This is a genomic window from Streptomyces sp. TSRI0107, assembly GCF_001905845.1.
Taxonomy (GTDB): Bacteria; Actinomycetota; Actinomycetes; order Streptomycetales; family Streptomycetaceae; genus Streptomyces.
In genome coordinates this window covers 193,024-209,264 of the sequence record NZ_LIVZ01000014.1, presented here as the reverse complement: position 1 = coordinate 209,264, position 16,241 = coordinate 193,024, and the positions used below count along the sequence as shown (strand labels likewise).

The window sequence follows — 16,241 nt, the reverse complement described above, 5'->3', positions numbered from 1 at the left end:
CGCGCCGCCGCCGTCGACGTACGGAAAGGGAATCCGCCATGCCGGTCCGCATCGAACGCCGGGGCCCCGTCACGACGGTGATCCTCTCCCGCCCCGAGGTCCGCAACGCCGTGGACGGGCCGACCGCCGCCGAACTCGCCGACGCCTTCCGCGCGTTCGAGGCGGACGAGGAGGCGCGGGTGGCGGTGCTGTGGGGTGAGGGCGGCACGTTCTGCGCGGGCGCCGATCTCAAAGCGCTGGGCGGCGAGCGGAGCAACCGGGTCGCGGAGGACGGGGACGGCCCGATGGGACCGACCCGCATGCGGCTGTCCAAGCCGGTGATCGCCGCCGTCGCGGGGCACGCCGTGGCCGGCGGGCTGGAACTGGCGCTCTGGTGCGATCTGCGGGTCGCCGAGGAGGACGCCGTCTTCGGGGTGTTCTGCCGCCGCTGGGGCGTGCCGCTGATCGACGGCGGCACGGTGCGGCTGCCCCGGCTCATCGGCACCAGCCGCGCCCTGGACCTGATCCTCACCGGCCGTCCCGTCCCGGCGAGCGAGGCCTTCGAGATCGGGCTGGCGAATCGTCTCGTCCCCGTCGGCCACGCCCGCGCCGCCGCCGAGGAACTGGCCGCCACCGTGGCCGGCTTCCCGCAGGCCTGCCTGCGCTCCGACCGCGCCTCGGTGCTGGACCAGGAGGGCCTGGCCGAGGACGCGGCACTGCGGAGCGAGCTCCGCCATGGCATGGGGGTGCTGGCGGAGAGCCTGGAGGGGGCCGCCCGGTTCGCGGACGGCGCGGGCCGGCACGGGTCGTTCACCGAGCGGTGAGGACCTGACGGCTACATCCCCTGCATCCCCGCGTACGCGCGCAGCTCCTGCCGGTCGGTCGGAAGTCCCCAGCCGCGCAGGATCGCCAGGAAGTTCCCCCAGCGCCAGGTGTCCTCGCCGAGGTCGGCGAGGACCCGTATGAGGCGCTGCCGGCGGGCGTCGAGTTCGGCGTGGGCCGGGAGCCGGTCCGGGCGTTCGGGCCCGAACGCCATGTGGAGGGCGGCCTGGGTGACCGCGAAGCTGCCCGGTCCTGAGGTGGCGGCCAGGCCGTCGGTCACGGCGTCCAGGGCCTCGTCGGGGAAGCGGTCGGCGAGCCGGGTGAGGGTCGATGCGGCATAGCCGCGCAGGTCGCCGTCGTGGAAGGGGACGCCCGGCGGGCCGGGCTCGGGCGGGGCGGCCGCGGTGGCGGCCAGTTCGGCGAGGACGGCCGGGTCGCCGCCGTGACCGAGGCGGGCGAGGGCGGTGGCCGCCGCCCAGCGCACCACCGTCTCCCGGGCCGCGAGGTGGGTCCGCAGCCGGTCGGCGTGGGCGGTGTCGGCGGTCTCGGCGTCTGCGTCGGTGTTGGTGTCGGCGTCTGCGTCTGCGTCGGTGCCGGTGTCGGTGTCCGCGTTGGCGATGAGTCCGGCGGCGACGATCGCGGTCGCCCGGACGGCGGGTTCCCTCTCCTCACCGGCCAGCCGCAGCAGCCCGGGCAGGGTGTGCGCGGCCTCTTCCGGGAACCAGGCCAGCAGATGGGCGGTGGCGGCCCGGACGGCCGGATCGGGGTCGTCCAGCAGCGCGGCCAGGCCCGCCAGCTCCCCCCGCACGGCGTCGTATGCGCGCAACTCTGCCTGTCCGGCTGAGAGATGGAGCTCGAAGTCGAAGGTCGCGCGCCGCATCTCGCGCACGGCGCGCTCGCCCTCGTCGGGTGCCGCGGCGACCCATGCGTCGTACCCGGCGAGCAGTTCCTCGCGGTCCTGCGCGGCGAACTCGGCGATCTCGCGCCGCCAGCCCGCCACGTCGACCCCGTCGGGCAGGTGGGCCTCGTCGTAGCCGACCGCCAGCGCGGCGAGCAGGCCGACCACGTCCGCGCGGCCGGGCAGCGCGGAGTCGGCCGCCAGGCGGGCGAGGAAGGGCACGGCGACGGCGGAGGCCTCGTAGCGGCTGCCCTGGTGGAAGATGTTGCCGTACAGCGCGTGCAGCGCCTTGCCGCGTACCTCCGCGTCGGGGTCGCACAGGGCGCGCAGCTGCCCGGGGACGTCGTCCGCCTCGCCGTAGGCGTGCGAGAGTTCGGCCCAGTCGATCGCGTCCAGCCCGGCCAGCGGGTTCGTCGTGTCTGTCACGTGGGCCAATGTCGCACACGGCACTGACAACGGGCCGTCAGACGACCGCCACCCGCACCGGCCCGCCCTTCGGGTCGACCGCGTGGGCCCAGCGTGCCGTCAGCGTCAGGGAGCGGTCCGGGGCGGCGCCGCGGATCCGTTCGCGGTGCAGGACGCGTCCGTCCTGGGCGACTTCGAGGAGGGGACGGCCGAGCCGTGCCGCCGTGCGCAGGGTGTACGGCAGGGCGTCGGCCGGGGTGACGCGGTTGGGGGTGATCCAGCGCAGCGGCGGGTCGACGGTGAGCGGCACCCCGACCGGCCACGCTTCTCCGTGCGGCCAGGACGCCGCGACGAGCCAGGCACGTACGGCGTCGGCCACCCACACGCCCTCCCGGGCCGCCGTTGCCGCGCGCTCCACCGCGTGCAGGACGTTGCCCGCGGCGAACACGCCGGGCCGTGAGGTGCGCAGGGCGCCGTCCACGGCGGGGCCGCGCGTGCGCGGGTCGAGGGTGAGGCCGCCGTGCCGGGCCAGTTCGCGCTCGGGTGTGAAGTCGCCGGTGAAGACGACGGTGTCGCAGGGCAGCACGGCCGTACGGCCGTCGTGGTGGCGGACACGGACGCCGGACAGCCTGCCGTGGCCGAGGAGTTCGGTGACCGTGGTGCCGGTGAGCAGGGGGACGCCCCGGCGCAGTCGGGTGTCCAGGGCCCGCGCGGGTGCCGTGCGGTGGCCGGGCAGGTCGGTGACGAGGGCGACGACGTCGGCTCCGGCGCGGCGCACGGTGTCGGCGGCGGCGTAGGAGACGTCCTGCGCGCCGACGACGACCGCGCGGGTGCCGATCGGCTGCCGGTACAGGTGCACCGCCTGCTGGAGTTCCCCGGTGGTGTACACGCCGGCCGGCCGGGTGCCGGGGACGAGGCGGGCCGCGCGGGGGCGTTCGCGGGCGCCGGTGGCCAGGACGACGGCCCGCGCGCGGATCGTCTCCGGGCCGCGCGGGCCGACCGTGGCGAGGTCCAGCGGGCCCGCCCAGTCGAGGGCGGTCACGCCGGTGCGGACGACGGCTCCGGCCCGGACGGCGGTCCCGGCGAGGTCCCGCGCGTACCGGGGCCCGGTCAGCGGGCGGCGCCAGGTGCCGAAGCCGCCGTGCGCGCAGTGCCGGGGCACTCCCCCGGCCGTCCGCTCCCGCTCCAGCACCTCCACGCGGCCCGCGCCCGCGGCGGCCAGCCGGGCGGCCGCCGAGAGGCCCGCCGGTCCCGCGCCGACGACGAGCACGTCCACCCGTCGTACGGCCGTCGTGCCCGGCCCCGCCGGACCGTCGTGTGCGCCTTCCCGGTCCGTCATGGCCTGCCCTCCTCGAACAGCGCGCGCACCGCGGCCCCGCAGTAGAAGCCCTGGCAGCGACCGCCACGCGCGCGTGTCCGGCGGCGCAGCCCGTCGACGGAACGCGGCGGGATCGTACTCGCGAGGGCGTCCTGGATCTCGCCCAGGGACACGCGTTCGCAGTGGCAGACGAGGGTGCCGTAGCGGGGGTCGGCGGCGATGAGGTCGGCGCGCTGATGGGGGCGCGGGAACGCCTCGCCGAGATTCGGCATGCGCACGGGCTCCAGTTCCCGGGCGGGTCCGGCGTCGAGTCCCGTCTCGGCGAGTAGCCCCATGACGTGCTCGGCGAGGGCGAGGGATGCGGTCAGGCCGGTGGAGCGGATGCCGCCGACGGTGACGTATCCCTGGCCGGGGTGGGCGCGGACGCGGTAGTCGTCGTGCCCGGTGGCGGCGCGCAGCCCGGCGTAGACGGCGGTGACCTCCTCGTCGAGCAGGGCGGGCAGGATGCGGCGGCCCTGTTCGCGCAGGGCGGCGAGGCCGTCGGCGGTGGACCCGGTGGCCCGCTTGTCGTCCAGGTCCTCGGCGGTCGGGCCGAGCAGGACGTTGCCGTAGACGGTGGGGGCGACCAGGACGCCCTTGCCGAGGGCGGTGGGGACGGGCAGCAGGATGTGCCGGACCAGGGCGCGGGCGAACTTGTCGTGGACCAGGAGCTGGCCGCGGCGCGGGGTGACGGTGAAGTCGTGGTGGCCGAGCTGCCGGTCGAGGGTGTCGGCGTGCAGTCCGGCCGCGTTGACGAGCCGCCGGGCGCGCAGGGTGCCCCGGGAGGTCGTCAGCTCGTGCAGCTCGCCGGTCCGGCTCAGCCGCTCCACCCGGCAGTTCAGGTGCAGGTGGACGCCGTGGCGCACCGCCTGGGTGGCGTACGCGAGTGTCGTCGTCCACGGGCAGATGATGCTCTCGCCGGGCACGTGCAGGGCGCCGAGCGCGCCGGGGCCGAGGTGCGGCTCGCGGGCGTACAGCTCGGCCGGGCCGAGGAGGCGGGTGTCGTGGCAGTCGTTGCGGACGGCCTTCTCGGCGAGGCGGGGCAGGGTGGCGAGCTGGTCGTCGTCCCAGGCGACGAGCAGCGCGCCGACGCGTTCGACGGGGATGCCGGACTCGGCGGCGTACCCGGCCAGCAGCCGCGCGCCCTCGCGGACCAGCCGGGCCTCCAGGGAGCCGGGGACCGCGTCGAAACCGGTGTGCAGGATCGCGGTGTTGGACTTGGAGGTGCCCTGGCCGACGTCGTCCTGGGCCTCGACGAGCGCCACCCTCAGCCGGGGGTGCCGGGCCAGGGCGCGGGCGACGGCGGCGCCGACGACGCCCGCGCCGACGATCGCGACGTCGTAGGGCTGCTGGTCGGGCAGTGATCCGTCGGCGGTGACCGTCACGCGGGCGCCCCGTCCAGCAGGGCGGCCACGGCGGTGCGGAAGCGCGCGCGGCGCTCGGCGGCCTGGCCGGCGTCGATGCGCGGCTCGTAGACGGCGGACGGCCGCCAGCCCGGCAGGGCGTCCGCGAGGGCCAGGCCGGGGGTCGCGCCCAGGCGGGCCAGGGCGCCCGCGCCGAGGGCGGTGGCGTCGGGCAGCGCGGACACCTCGACGGGGCGTTGCAGCAGGTCGGCCTGGGTCTGCATGAGCAGCGCGGAGCGGGTGAGGCCGCCGTCGACGCGGAGTACGTCCAGCGGGGAGCCGAGGTCGTCGGCGGCGGCGTCGGCGAGTTCGGCGACCTGGGCGGCCAGGCCCTCGCACAGGGCGCGCACCAGGTGTCCGGGGCCGGTGTCGAGGCCGAGTCCGGTGAGCGAGCCGCGCAGGTCGCCGCGCCACCAGGGGGCGGCGAGCCCGGCGAGCGCGGGCACGAAGGTGACGCCTCCGCTGTCCGGGACGGCGCCGCCCACGGTGTCGAGGTCGGCGGCGCCCCGGATGACGCCGAGTTCGGTGAGCCAGCGGACGGCGGAGGCGGCCGTGTAGAGCTGGCCGTCGAGGCAGTAGCTGGTGTGTCCGGCGAGCCGCCAGGCGACGCAGCTGACCAGGCCGGAGCCGCCGCGCCGCGGGGTGTCGCCGGTGTGCGCGAGGAGGAACGCGCCGGTGCCGTAGGTGCACTTGGCGCCGCCGGGGGCGGTGACGCGCTGGGCGAGGAGGGCGGCCTGCTGGTCGACGGCGAGGCCGGTGAGCGGGATCGCGGCGCCGAACGCGGTGGTGGTGCCGACGGGCCGGGCGCCGTCGACGACCTCGGGCAGGCGTTCGCCGGCGAGGCCGTACAGGTCGAGGGCGCGCGGCGACCACTCGGCGCGGTCCAGGTCGAGCAGCTGGGTGCGGCCGGCGGTGGCGGCGTCGGTGACGAAGGCGCCGGTGAGCCGGTGGACCAGCCAGGCGTCGCTGGTGGTGACGACGCCCTCGGTGGTGCGGTGGCGGCGTATCCAGGCCATTTTCGGGGCGGCGAAGTACGGGTCCAGCGGCAGGCCCGTCAGCTCCCGCAACTCCTCGGCGTGCTCGGCGAGCCCGGCGCAGACCGTCTCCGCGCGGCGGTCCTGCCAGACCAGGGCGTCGGTGAGCGGGCGGCCGGTGGCCGGGTCCCAGGCGAGGACGGTCTCGCCCTGGTTGGCGAGGCCGAGGGCGACCACGGGCTCCGCCGCCTCGGCGAGCGCCTGCCGTCCGGCGTCGACGACGGAGTCGTACAGCTCGGCCGGGTCGGCCTCGACGAGTCCGCCGGGCAGGTGGCGGGGGCGCACGGCGGTGAAGCCGGTGCCGAGGACGCCTCGTTCGGGGCAGATCACCAGGGCCTTGGTGCCGGAGGTGCCCTGGTCGACGGCCAGCACCGGTCCTGTCATCGCGCCTCCCGCCCCGTGGTGATCACGGGGCGACAGCCTGCCGTCGCCGGCCACACGGCGTCAAGCGCCGCTGACAGTCGGTCAACTCCCGTGCCTGGCGCAGCCGTTTCTCCGTATGGCGAAACTGGCGTCTCATCCGGAACACACGCCTCTATAGTGACCGCCGACCGAACGCGATCTCCTCAACCGCCGCCCGGAGGAGGGCTGTTGTCACGCCACCCTGCCGTCCCGACCACCCGCCCGCCGACCGGGGCGGGAGGCTGATGGCCAGAGACGGAGCACGCCCCGCCTACGATCCCGCCGGACCCGACACGGCGCTGCGCGCCGCCCTCCAGGAGGTGCGCGCCGGGCGCTGGATGTCGATGCGCGCGCTGCTCGCCGAGACCGGGTCGTGGTGGCAGTGGACCCAGCGCACCCAGGTCCTGGCGGCCGCTGCGGCCGGCACGGACGTGGTGCGGGCGTGGCTCACCGAGGAGCCGGGCAGCGTCCCGGCCGCCGTGATGCACGCCCGCGTGGCGGTGGAGCGGGCCCTGCGCGCGCACCGCGAACAGCACTCCCGCACCGGCGAGTTGTGGCACGAGGCGTGGCGGGCGAGCGACGCCGTGGCGCGGGTCGCCTCCCACGACCCGGTCCCCTGGGTGTGCCTGCTGGCGCTGGCCCGGCTGGACGAGGATCAGCGCTGGCCGGAGCACCGGGTGGCGCCGTCGGAGCCGATGCTGCCGCCCGGGCCCTGGGGGCTGCTGGCCGAGGCCGACAAGCGCGACCCGCACAACCGCGAGGCCCACCACCGCATGCTCCAGTTCCTGTACGACCGCTCGGCGTCCGGGCGGCTGGCCGAGGCGGCGGGTTTCGCGCACTGGGCGGCCGACGCGGCACCGCCGGGCTCGGCGCTGCATCTGCTGCCGCTGTACGTCCGGGTCGAGCGCTACCGGCGCGGCGGCGGGCGGGACGCCGCGCTCGATCTGCACTGGGTCGCCGAGGACGCCTCCCGCGAGGCGGTCCGGGCGTTCCACGGCTGGTTCGAGCACACCACGGCCGCCGAGCGGACCCCGCTCGACCTGAACCATCTCGCGCACGCCCTGTGGGGCGCGCTGCGGTTCCCCGAAGCGGCCCGGGTGTTCGACGCGCTCGGACCGTACTGGACGCCGCTGCCGTGGGCGTACCGCGCCTCGGTGCCGGGCGACCACGCGCAGGCCGCGGAGGTGTTCCGGCTGGCCCGTGCCCGCAGCGGGGCGGCGGCCCGCCGTCCCTGACGTTCCCCTTCGGCTTCACCGGACCCCAGGAGGTTCCCGCATGCCCCGCACCCCCCACGGCGCCCCGCAGCAGGACGAGGAGCAACGCCTGCGCGAACTGGGCTACCGGCCGGTCCTCGCCCGCCGGATGGGCGGTTTCGGCAACTTCGCGATCAGCTTCTCGGTGATCTCGATCCTGTCCGGCTGCATGACCCTGTACGGCTTCGGCATGGGCGCGGGCGGACCCGCGGTGATGCTGTGGGGCTGGGCGGGCGTCGGCCTGTTCGTGCTCTGCGTGGGGCTGGCGCTGGCGGAGGTCACCAGCGCGTACCCCACGTCCGGCGCGCTGTACTACATGGCCGACCGGCTCGGCGGCCGCCGCTGGGGCTGGTACACGGGCTGGCTGAATCTGCTCGGTCTGCTCGGCGCGATCGCCGGCATCGACTACGGCGCCGCCCTGTTCACCGGCGCGTTCCTGAACCTGCAGTGGGGATTCCAGCCGACGCCGGAGAAGACGATGGTCATCTTCGTCGTCATCCTGCTGCTGCACGCCGTGCTGAACCTGTTCGGGGTGCGGCTGGTCAGCGTGCTCAACTCGATCAGCGTGTGGTGGCACCTCGCCGGTGTCGCGCTGATCGTCGGCGCGCTGGCGATCGTCCCCGACCACCACCAGTCCCCGTCGTTCGTCTTCACCGAGTTCGTCAACGAGACCGGCTGGAGCAACCCGCTGTACGTCGCCGCGATCGGCCTGCTGCTCGCCCAGTACACCTTCTCCGGCTACGACGCCTCCGCGCACCTCTCCGAGGAGACCGCGGGCGCCTCGGTGGCGGCGTCGCGCGGCATCGTGCGCGCCATCTGGGTGTCGTGGCTGGCCGGTTTCGTACTGCTGGCCGGGCTGACCTTCGCCATCCAGGACTACGACGCCACCCGGGCCAGCGAGACCGGGGTGCCGCCCGCGCAGATCCTGCTCGACGGGCTCGGCACGGACGGTGCGAGCGCGCTGCTGCTGGTGGTGATCGTCGCCCAGTTGTTCTGCGGCAACGCCGAGGTCGCCGCGGCCAGCCGGATGGTGTTCGCGTTCAGCCGGGACGGGGCGCTGCCCGGCTCGCGGGTGTGGCGCAAGGTCAGCCCCCGCACCCAGACCCCGGTGGCCGCCGTGTGGCTGTCGGTGGCGGTGGCCTGTGTGCTGGCCCTGCCGTCCCTGTACTCGGCGACGGCGTACGGCGCGGTCACCGCCATCAACGTCATCGGCATCACCCCCGCCTACGCCATCCCCGTGTTCCTGCGGCTGCGCGCCGGGGACCGGTTCACGCCCGGTCCGTGGAACCTGGGCCGGTGGAGCAGGCCGATCGGCTGGGTCGCGGTGGTGTGGGTGGCGGGTGTGACGGTGCTGTTCTGCCTGCCGCAGTCGTCGCCGGTCACGGTCGACACGATGAACTACGCGTCGGTCGCCCTCGCCGTCGTACTCGTGCTCGCCACGGTGTGGTGGTTCGTCGCCCGCCGTTCGTACGGAACGCCGACGACCGCCGCGTACGGATCCGACCGTGAGCAGGCGGAACTCGCGGAGGGCATCGTCTGAGCGGGGTGCGGGCGACACCGGTCCGGGTGCGAACTGGTGTACCGGATACGGCAGGATGAGCGCTCGCACATCCCGGAATCGAGCAGGTGACAACGTGACGACACTTCACATCCGGCCGCCGGCGGCCCCGTTTGCCGCGGATCGTCCCTCCGGAGGTGACCGATGACCCGCGCGCTGACCCTGGACGACCTCATCCTCGCCGGTGTCGCGCTGGCGGCGGGCCTGCTGGCCGCGTTCGTCCTGCGGCTGGTGCTGCGCTGGCTGGGCAAGCAGGCCGACCGCACCCGCTGGGGCGGGGACGACGTCATCGTGGCCGCGCTGCGCACGGTGGTGCCGTGGGCGGCGATCGTGGGCGGGGCGGCCTCCGCGGCGGCGGTGCTGCCGCTGACGCGGACCGTTCAGCACCACACCAACCAGGCCCTGACCGTGCTGCTGATCTTCGTGGTGACGCTGGCGGCGGCCCGGGTGGTGGCCGATCTGGTGCGGTCGGTCGCCCAGTCCCGCTCGGGTGTCGCCGCGTCCGCGACGATCTTCGTCAACATCACCCGCGTGATGGTGCTGGCGCTCGGCTTCCTCGTGGTGCTCCAGACGCTGGGCATCTCCATAGCGCCGATGCTCACCGCGCTCGGCGTGGGCGGTCTGGCCGTCGCGCTGGCCCTCCAGGACACCCTCGCCAACCTCTTCGCGGGCATCCACATCCTCGCCTCGAAGACCGTGCAGCCGGGCGACTACATCCGGCTGAGCAGCGGCGAGGAGGGCTATGTCACCGACATCAACTGGCGGCAGACCACCATCCGCAACCTCTCCAACAACCTGGTCATCATCCCCAACGGTCAGCTGGCCGGGACGAACATGACCAACTTCAACCGGCCCGAGCAGGAGCTGACCATCATGGTCCAGGCCGGGGTCGGCTACGACAGCGACCTGGAGCACGTGGAGCGGGTGACCGAGGAAGTGGTCACCGAGGTGATGACGGAGATCACCGGTGCCGTCCCGGACCACGAGCCCGCCGTCCGCTTCCACACCTTCGGCGACTCGCGGATCGGGTTCACGGTGATCCTCGGCGTCGGCGAGTTCAGCGACCAGTACCGGATCAAGCACGAGTTCATCAAGCGCCTGCACCGCCGCTACCGCGCGGAGGGCATCAGCATCCCGGCCCCCACCCGCTCGGTCTCCCTCCACCAGCCCGGCACCGCCTTCCCGGAGGCGGCGATCCCGCACCAGCGTGAGGACACCGCGCCGCGGCCGTAGTCCGCACCGTCCGCACCACCCCGCCCCCGGTCACGCCTCCGTCACCCGACGTGAGGGTGACCGGGGGCCTGTGCGATTGGATCCGGCCCCGTCGCCCAGGAGACACGATCACGAGATATCTTGATGTCGAGCAATGTTGCAGACGTGGAGCGGAGCACCCGGTGACTGACTCGACCATCATCTATACGCACACTGACGAGGCCCCGGCCCTGGCGACGTATTCCTTCCTGCCGGTGGTCAAGGCGTACGCCTCGCAGGCGGGTGTCGCCGTGGAGACGCGGGACATCTCGCTGGCCGGCCGCATCATCGCGGTGTTCCCGGAGTACCTCACCGAGGACCAGCGCATCCCGGACGCGCTCGCCGAGCTGGGCGAGCTGGCCAAGACGCCCGCGGCCAACATCATCAAGCTGCCGAACATCTCGGCGTCGATCCCGCAGCTCAAGGCCGCCGTCGCCGAGCTGCAGGGCCAGGGCTACGCGCTGCCGAACTACCCGGACGACCCGAAGACCGACGAGGAGCGGGAGATCAAGGCCCGCTACGACAAGGTCAAGGGCTCGGCCGTGAACCCGGTCCTGCGCGAGGGCAACTCCGACCGCCGCGCCCCGGCCTCCGTCAAGAACTACGCCAAGACCCACCCGCACCGCATGGGCGCCTGGTCCTCCGAGTCCAAGACGAACGTGGCGACCATGGGCGAGAACGACTTCCGCTCCACCGAGAAGTCGGCCGTCATCGCCGAGGACGGCGCGCTGCGCATCGAGCTGGTCGCCGAGGACGGCACCACCACCGTGCTGCGCGAGTCCGTACCGGTCCTCGCCGGTGAGGTCGTCGACGCCTCCGTGATGCGTGTCGCGCACCTGCGCGAGTTCCTGGCCGCGCAGGTCGCCCGCGCCAAGGCCGAGGGCGTGCTGTTCTCGGTGCACCTGAAGGCCACGATGATGAAGGTCTCCGACCCGATCGTCTTCGGCCACGTGGTCCGCGCCTTCTTCCCGAAGACCTTCGAGCGTCACGGCGCGGCGCTGGCCGCCGCCGGCCTCACCCCGAACGACGGCCTCGGCGGCATCTTCAAGGGCCTGGAGGCCCTGCCGGAGGGCGCCGAGATCAAGGCCTCCTTCGACGCCGAGCTGGCCGAGGGCCCGGCCCTGGCGATGGTCGACTCCGACAAGGGCATCACCAACCTGCACGTCCCGTCGGACGTCATCGTCGACGCCTCCATGCCGGCCATGATCCGCACCTCCGGCCACATGTGGGGCCCGGACGGCCAGGAGGCCGACACCCTCGCGGTCCTGCCGGACTCCAGCTACGCGGGCGTCTACCAGGCCGTCATCGAGGACTGCAAGGCCAACGGCGCCTACGACCCGTCCACCATGGGCTCGGTGCCGAACGTCGGCCTGATGGCGCAGAAGGCCGAGGAGTACGGCTCCCACGACAAGACCTTCGAGATCCCGGCCGCGGGCACCGTCCGCCTGGTCGACACCGCCGGCAACGTCGTGATCGAGCAGCCGGTCTCCGAGGGCGACATCTTCCGTGCCTGCCAGACCAAGGACGCGCCGATCAAGGACTGGGTGAAGCTCGCCGTCACCCGCGCCCGCGCCACCGGTGACCCGGCCGTGTTCTGGCTGGACGAGACCCGCGCGCACGACGCCAACCTGATCGCCAAGGTCCGGCAGTACCTGCCGGAGCACGACACCGAGGGCCTGGACATCCGCATCCTCGCCCCGGTCGAGGCCACCAAGCTGTCGGTGGAGCGCATCCGCCGCGGCGAGAACACCATCTCGGTGACCGGCAACGTCCTGCGTGACTACCTGACCGACCTCTTCCCGATCCTGGAGCTGGGCACCAGCGCCAAGATGCTGTCGGTCGTCCCGCTGATGGCGGGCGGCGGCCTGTTCGAGACGGGTGCCGGCGGCTCCGCGCCGAAGCACGTCCAGCAGCTGGTCAAGGAGAACTACCTGCGCTGGGACTCCCTCGGTGAGTTCTTCGCGCTGGTGCCGTCCCTGGAGCAGTACGCGACGGCCACCGGCAACGCGAAGGCCAAGGTGCTGGCCGACACCCTCGACCGGGCCACGGCGACCTTCCTCAACGAGGACAAGTCCCCGACCCGTCGCGTCGGCGGCATCGACAACCGCGGCAGCCACTTCTACCTGTCCCTGTACTGGGCGCAGGAGCTGGCCAGGCAGACCGAGGACGCGGAGCTGGCGAAGGCCTTCGCCCCGCTCGCCGAGACGCTCTCCGCCAACGAGCAGAAGATCGTCGACGAGCTGAACGCCGTCCAGGGCAAGCCGGCCGACATCGGCGGCTACTACCAGCCCGACCCGGCCAAGGCCGCCGAGGTCATGCGTCCCTCGGCCACCTGGAACGAGGTCCTGGCCTCCCTGAGCTGACGCTCACCCGCCGAGGGATCCCCCGAAGGATCCCTCGCGGATCCCGTGTTCCGCCCCGGTCGGCTCTCTGCCCGGCCGGGGCGGACCCGTCTCGTCCCCCTCCATCACGCCGCCGACACCCCGGAGCCGCCCCGTGAGCCGTCCCGCCCCCTCCTTCGAGCTGCTGCCCGGTGCCGACGACTCGCCGGTGCTCCTGCACGTCCCGCACTCGGCGCGGGAGATCCCGGCGGACGTGCGGGCGGGGATCGTGCTGGACGACGAGGCGCTGGAGCGCGAGCTGGACCACATCGTCGACGCGCACACCGCGGAGATCGCCGCGCGGGCGGCGGCGCTGGCCGGGGCCGCTCCCTGGCGGTTCGTGAACCGGCTGTCGCGGCTGGTCGTGGACCCTGAGCGGTTCCCGGACGAGCGCGAGGAGATGCTGGCCGTGGGCATGGGCGCCGTGTACACGCGGACCACGCACAAGGACGAGCTGCGGGCCGGCGACCACGACCCGGAGCCCCTGATCGAACGGTACTACCGGCCGTACGCCCGGGCCATGACGGACGCCGTGGCCCAACGGCTCGCCGCGACCGGGCGGGCCGTGATCGTCGACGTGCACTCCTATGCCGCCGAGGCCCTGCCCTACGAGCTGCACGGCGCGGGCCCCCGGCCGCCCGTCTGCCTGGGCACCGACGCCTTCCACACGCCGCCCGAGCTGGTCGCCGCCGCCCGCCGGGCCTTCGGGGAGGACGTCGGGCTGGACAGCCCGTTCAGCGGGGCGTACGTCCCGCTGGAGTACTACGGGACGGACCCCCGGGTGTCCGCGCTGATGGTGGAGATCCGCCGGGACACCTACATGACCGAGCCGGGCGGCCCGGCCGGACCGGGCCTGGAGCGCCTCGCCGAGGCGCTCGCGGCACTGGTCGCCGCCGTACCGCGCTGACGGGCGGGCGGCTCAGGCCCGCAGCCACTCCGTCACGACCACCTCCCCGCCCGTCCGCAGCCGCAGCGCGAAGGGGCCGGCGGGCGGGACGTCGCTGGTGAAGCGGCCCATGGTGTCCGCGGTGAGGGTGTCCGGCGCGGCCGGGTGCGGGCCGCCCAGGACCTCGATACGGGCCGGCTGCGGCGGCAGCACCTGCCCGATCAGACCGTGCGCGGTCACCTCGACGTCGACGCTCAGCTCACCGGTGCGGAAGGTGAGCATCCGCGGTACGTCGGTCGCGCCGCGCACCGGGACGGCGTCCACCAGGGAGTCGAAGGTCAGCTCGGCGAGGCGGGCGTCGAGGTCGTGCAGGCTGTAGGCGTCCACGGCCACGCGCCGCAGTTCCGCCGGGACCGGGTCGAGGACGGCGGCGGCCTGCCGCAGCTCCTCCTCCAGCACGCCGGATCCCAACTCCGCCTGGTCCAGGGCGTGTTCGTCGTACGCGTCGAAGCCGTCGTCGGCTCCGCCGTTGTCGATGTGGTTCACAGTGCTCCCCGTGCGTCGAGTCGGGCGCGCAGCCGGCGCAGACAGCGCTGGCGCAGCGGCCCGATGCTGCCGACGGCGATGCCCAGGGCGGCGGACACCTCCTGATAGCTGGGCGGCGGCGAGGCCATCAGCACGCGCAGCAGCTGCCGGCAGCGCTCCCCCAGTTCCTCGAACTCCTGCCACAGCCGCCGGACCCGCTCGCTCTGCGCGGCCGCCTCCTCCGAGTCGAGCAGCGACTGCTCCGGCGTACGGTCCTCGCTGACCCGGTCCAGGAGTTGCGGGTCGTCGGTCGGCGTGAGCCGCCGCCAGCTCCTGATCACCTTCAGCGACTCGTGCCGCGCGGTGCTCGCCAGCCAGGATCCCGCCTTGTGCGGTTCACGGATCCGCCCGAGGTGCTGGGCGAAGCGGAACCAGACCGTCTGGTAGACCTCGTGCGCGTCGGCGTCGGAGAGCCGGTGGGCGCGCACCACCGACCACACCAGCGGGCTCAGCCCCTCCACCAGCGCCTTCCACGCCGCCGCGTCGCCGTCGACGGCGGACTGGACGAGCGCGCCGACATCTGCACGGTCCACGGCCCCACCCCTCGTGTACGGCAAGTCATCGTACGCCGTGGTGGGTACTGCCCCGGCCCTCATGCGCGGGCGACCGGCCGCTCGGCCGGCACGGCCCGCCAGGTGGGCGGCCGCAGCGCGGGCACGTGCGCGCCGCGCACCTCCGCGAACCCGGCGTTCGCCGCGAGCAGTTGCGTCCGGGCGGCCCGCGGGTCGGTCTCCTTGTGCGCCGTCATGTGCGCGGCGACCAGCCCGGCCACGACCGGGGTGGCGAAGGAGGTGCCGCTCCACTGCGCGAGCCCCTGGAACATCACCTGGTCCGGCTTGGCGCCCGCGCTCTCGTCGCTCAACACGCCGGTGTGGACGGGGCTCTGGCAGGTGCAGTCGTAGGCGAAGCCGTAGCGGCAGGCGTCGTACGTCGAGTGCTGGTACACGTACGGCACGGGCGTGGCCCAGCCGGTGAGGGCGCTGGTCAGGCGTTCTCCGGGGGCGTAGACGTTCACCCAGGGGCCGTGGTTGCTGAAGCAGGCGCCGAACTCGCCGTCGCCGCGCAGCGCGCCGACCGACAGCACGCTGTCCTCCCAGCCGGGCAGGGAGGCGTAGGCGGCGGGCCAGAACGGGGTGGCGCTGCCGTTGTTGCCGGCGGCGGCGACGAGCAGGGTGTGCCGGTCGCGCAGTTCCTCCATGAACGCCTGGACGCCGAGCAGGCCGTCGGTGCGGCCGTTGGAGGTGCCCGCGGACAGGCTGAGGATGTCGGGCCAGCCGTTGACGTCGACGGCCTCGAAGAGCTTGTCGCCGAACTCCGACTCCAGGACGGCCCCGGCGTCGTTCAGCGTGTTCCGCACGGTGACGTCGGTGTTGGGGGCCACGGCGGCGACCAGCCCGGCGATGAACGTGCCGTGGCCGACGTACTGCTGGAGGACGCCGTGCTCGTCGGTCTCCCGGATCTGCAGGTCGCCGTCGGCGTGCGCGAGCAGCGGGTAGGAGCCGTGGTCGGCCATCAGACCGGTGTCGACGACGAGGACGCCGACGGCGGTGTCCGGGTCGTGCGGGCCCTGGTCGGCGGCCGGGTTCGGTGCCGCGCCCTGCGGGGCGGGGGCGGGTTCGTCGCCGGGGCAGGCGTTGACCGCGATCGACACCACGTGGTTGCGGCTGACCAGCCGGCGGCCCGCGCGTCCCTCCGTCTGCCGCAGCGCCCGCAGCGCGCCCGCCACCGCGCGGTCCGCGCCGGCGGCGCCCTCGCCGGGGTCGCCGACCTGGATCCGGGTGATGCCGGAGCGGTTCCGCCGCGGGCTCGCGCGGCGCACGGTGTCGGGGGTGAGATCGGCCGCCTCGGTGAAGAAGGTGCGCACGGTGTCCTCGACGAGCTGCGCCTCCTCGCCGTCGCGGGCGAGGACGACGCCCTTCTCGTAGAGGAACTCGGCGGAGTCGTCCGGTCCCATGGCGAGCGGGACGTCGCGCATCGCGCGCTGGATCTGGTCGAACTGTTCACGGAATCGCTGCGGAGCCATGGCG

The 16,241-nt window shown here is 74.2% G+C and carries 13 protein-coding genes; 6 read left to right on the top strand and 7 right to left on the bottom strand.

Annotation, left to right across the window (positions count from 1 at the left end; translation table 11 throughout):
- Nucleotides 1-38: 38 nt before the first annotated feature.
- A complete protein-coding gene (locus tag AMK31_RS33085) occupies nt 39-803 on the top strand; it encodes a crotonase/enoyl-CoA hydratase family protein (RefSeq protein ID WP_073944413.1) in 765 nt (254 codons plus the stop codon).
- A gap of 11 nt (nt 804-814) precedes the next feature.
- Here AMK31_RS33085 and AMK31_RS33080 read toward each other — a convergent pair whose 3' ends face one another.
- The 4 genes from AMK31_RS33080 to AMK31_RS33065 are packed head-to-tail and all read right to left on the bottom strand — an operon-like array spanning nt 815 to nt 6,282.
- Nucleotides 815-2,125 (bottom strand): HEAT repeat domain-containing protein, encoded by a 1,311-nt coding sequence (locus AMK31_RS33080; protein WP_198948618.1) that lies wholly within the window; start codon nt 2,123-2,125, stop codon nt 815-817.
- Nucleotides 2,126-2,162: 37 nt separating this feature from the next.
- A complete protein-coding gene (locus AMK31_RS33075; RefSeq protein ID WP_073944411.1) occupies nt 2,163-3,443 on the bottom strand; it encodes an NAD(P)/FAD-dependent oxidoreductase in 1,281 nt (426 codons plus the stop codon).
- A complete protein-coding gene (locus tag AMK31_RS33070; RefSeq protein ID WP_073944410.1) occupies nt 3,440-4,846 on the bottom strand; it encodes an FAD-dependent oxidoreductase in 1,407 nt (468 codons plus the stop codon). Before AMK31_RS33070 ends, AMK31_RS33075 begins: the two co-directional genes overlap by 4 nt.
- Nucleotides 4,843-6,282, bottom strand: coding sequence for an FGGY family carbohydrate kinase (locus AMK31_RS33065; protein ID WP_073944409.1), 1,440 nt, complete (start codon nt 6,280-6,282; stop codon nt 4,843-4,845). The genes AMK31_RS33070 and AMK31_RS33065 overlap by 4 nt, the downstream gene beginning before the upstream one ends.
- Nucleotides 6,283-6,545: 263 nt before the next feature.
- Here AMK31_RS33065 and AMK31_RS33060 point away from each other — a divergent pair, with 263 nt between their 5' ends.
- The 5 genes from AMK31_RS33060 (at nt 6,546) to AMK31_RS33040 (ending at nt 13,650) form a co-directional block, all read left to right on the top strand.
- Complete coding sequence (locus tag AMK31_RS33060) at nt 6,546-7,535, top strand: hypothetical protein (protein WP_073944408.1); 990 nt, start codon at nt 6,546-6,548, stop codon at nt 7,533-7,535.
- Between the two features lie 40 nt (nt 7,536-7,575).
- Entirely contained in the window at nt 7,576-9,093 is a 1,518-nt protein-coding gene (locus tag AMK31_RS33055; protein ID WP_073944407.1) for an amino acid permease, read from the top strand.
- A gap of 162 nt (nt 9,094-9,255) precedes the next feature.
- A complete protein-coding gene (locus AMK31_RS33050; RefSeq protein ID WP_073944406.1) occupies nt 9,256-10,344 on the top strand; it encodes a mechanosensitive ion channel family protein in 1,089 nt (362 codons plus the stop codon).
- 161 nt (nt 10,345-10,505) lie between these two features.
- A complete protein-coding gene (locus tag AMK31_RS33045) occupies nt 10,506-12,725 on the top strand; it encodes an NADP-dependent isocitrate dehydrogenase (RefSeq protein WP_073944405.1) in 2,220 nt (739 codons plus the stop codon).
- A 133-nt stretch (nt 12,726-12,858) separates the two neighbouring features.
- Complete coding sequence (locus AMK31_RS33040; protein WP_073944404.1) at nt 12,859-13,650, top strand: N-formylglutamate amidohydrolase; 792 nt, start codon at nt 12,859-12,861, stop codon at nt 13,648-13,650.
- Nucleotides 13,651-13,662: 12 nt separating this feature from the next.
- Here AMK31_RS33040 and AMK31_RS33035 read toward each other — a convergent pair whose 3' ends face one another.
- The 3 genes from AMK31_RS33035 to AMK31_RS33025 are packed head-to-tail and all read right to left on the bottom strand — an operon-like array spanning nt 13,663 to nt 16,237.
- Entirely contained in the window at nt 13,663-14,175 is a 513-nt protein-coding gene (locus tag AMK31_RS33035; protein WP_073944403.1) for a hypothetical protein, read from the bottom strand.
- The gene (locus AMK31_RS33030; protein ID WP_073944402.1) at nt 14,172-14,747 is read right to left on the bottom strand and encodes an RNA polymerase sigma factor; all 576 of its coding nucleotides are present in this window, start codon (nt 14,745-14,747) and stop codon (nt 14,172-14,174) included. Before AMK31_RS33030 ends, AMK31_RS33035 begins: the two co-directional genes overlap by 4 nt.
- 59 nt (nt 14,748-14,806) lie before the next feature.
- Nucleotides 14,807-16,237: a S8/S53 family peptidase gene (locus tag AMK31_RS33025; RefSeq protein WP_073944401.1), complete on the bottom strand. Its 1,431-nt coding sequence runs from the start codon at nt 16,235-16,237 to the stop codon at nt 14,807-14,809.
- Nucleotides 16,238-16,241: the final 4 nt, after the last annotated feature.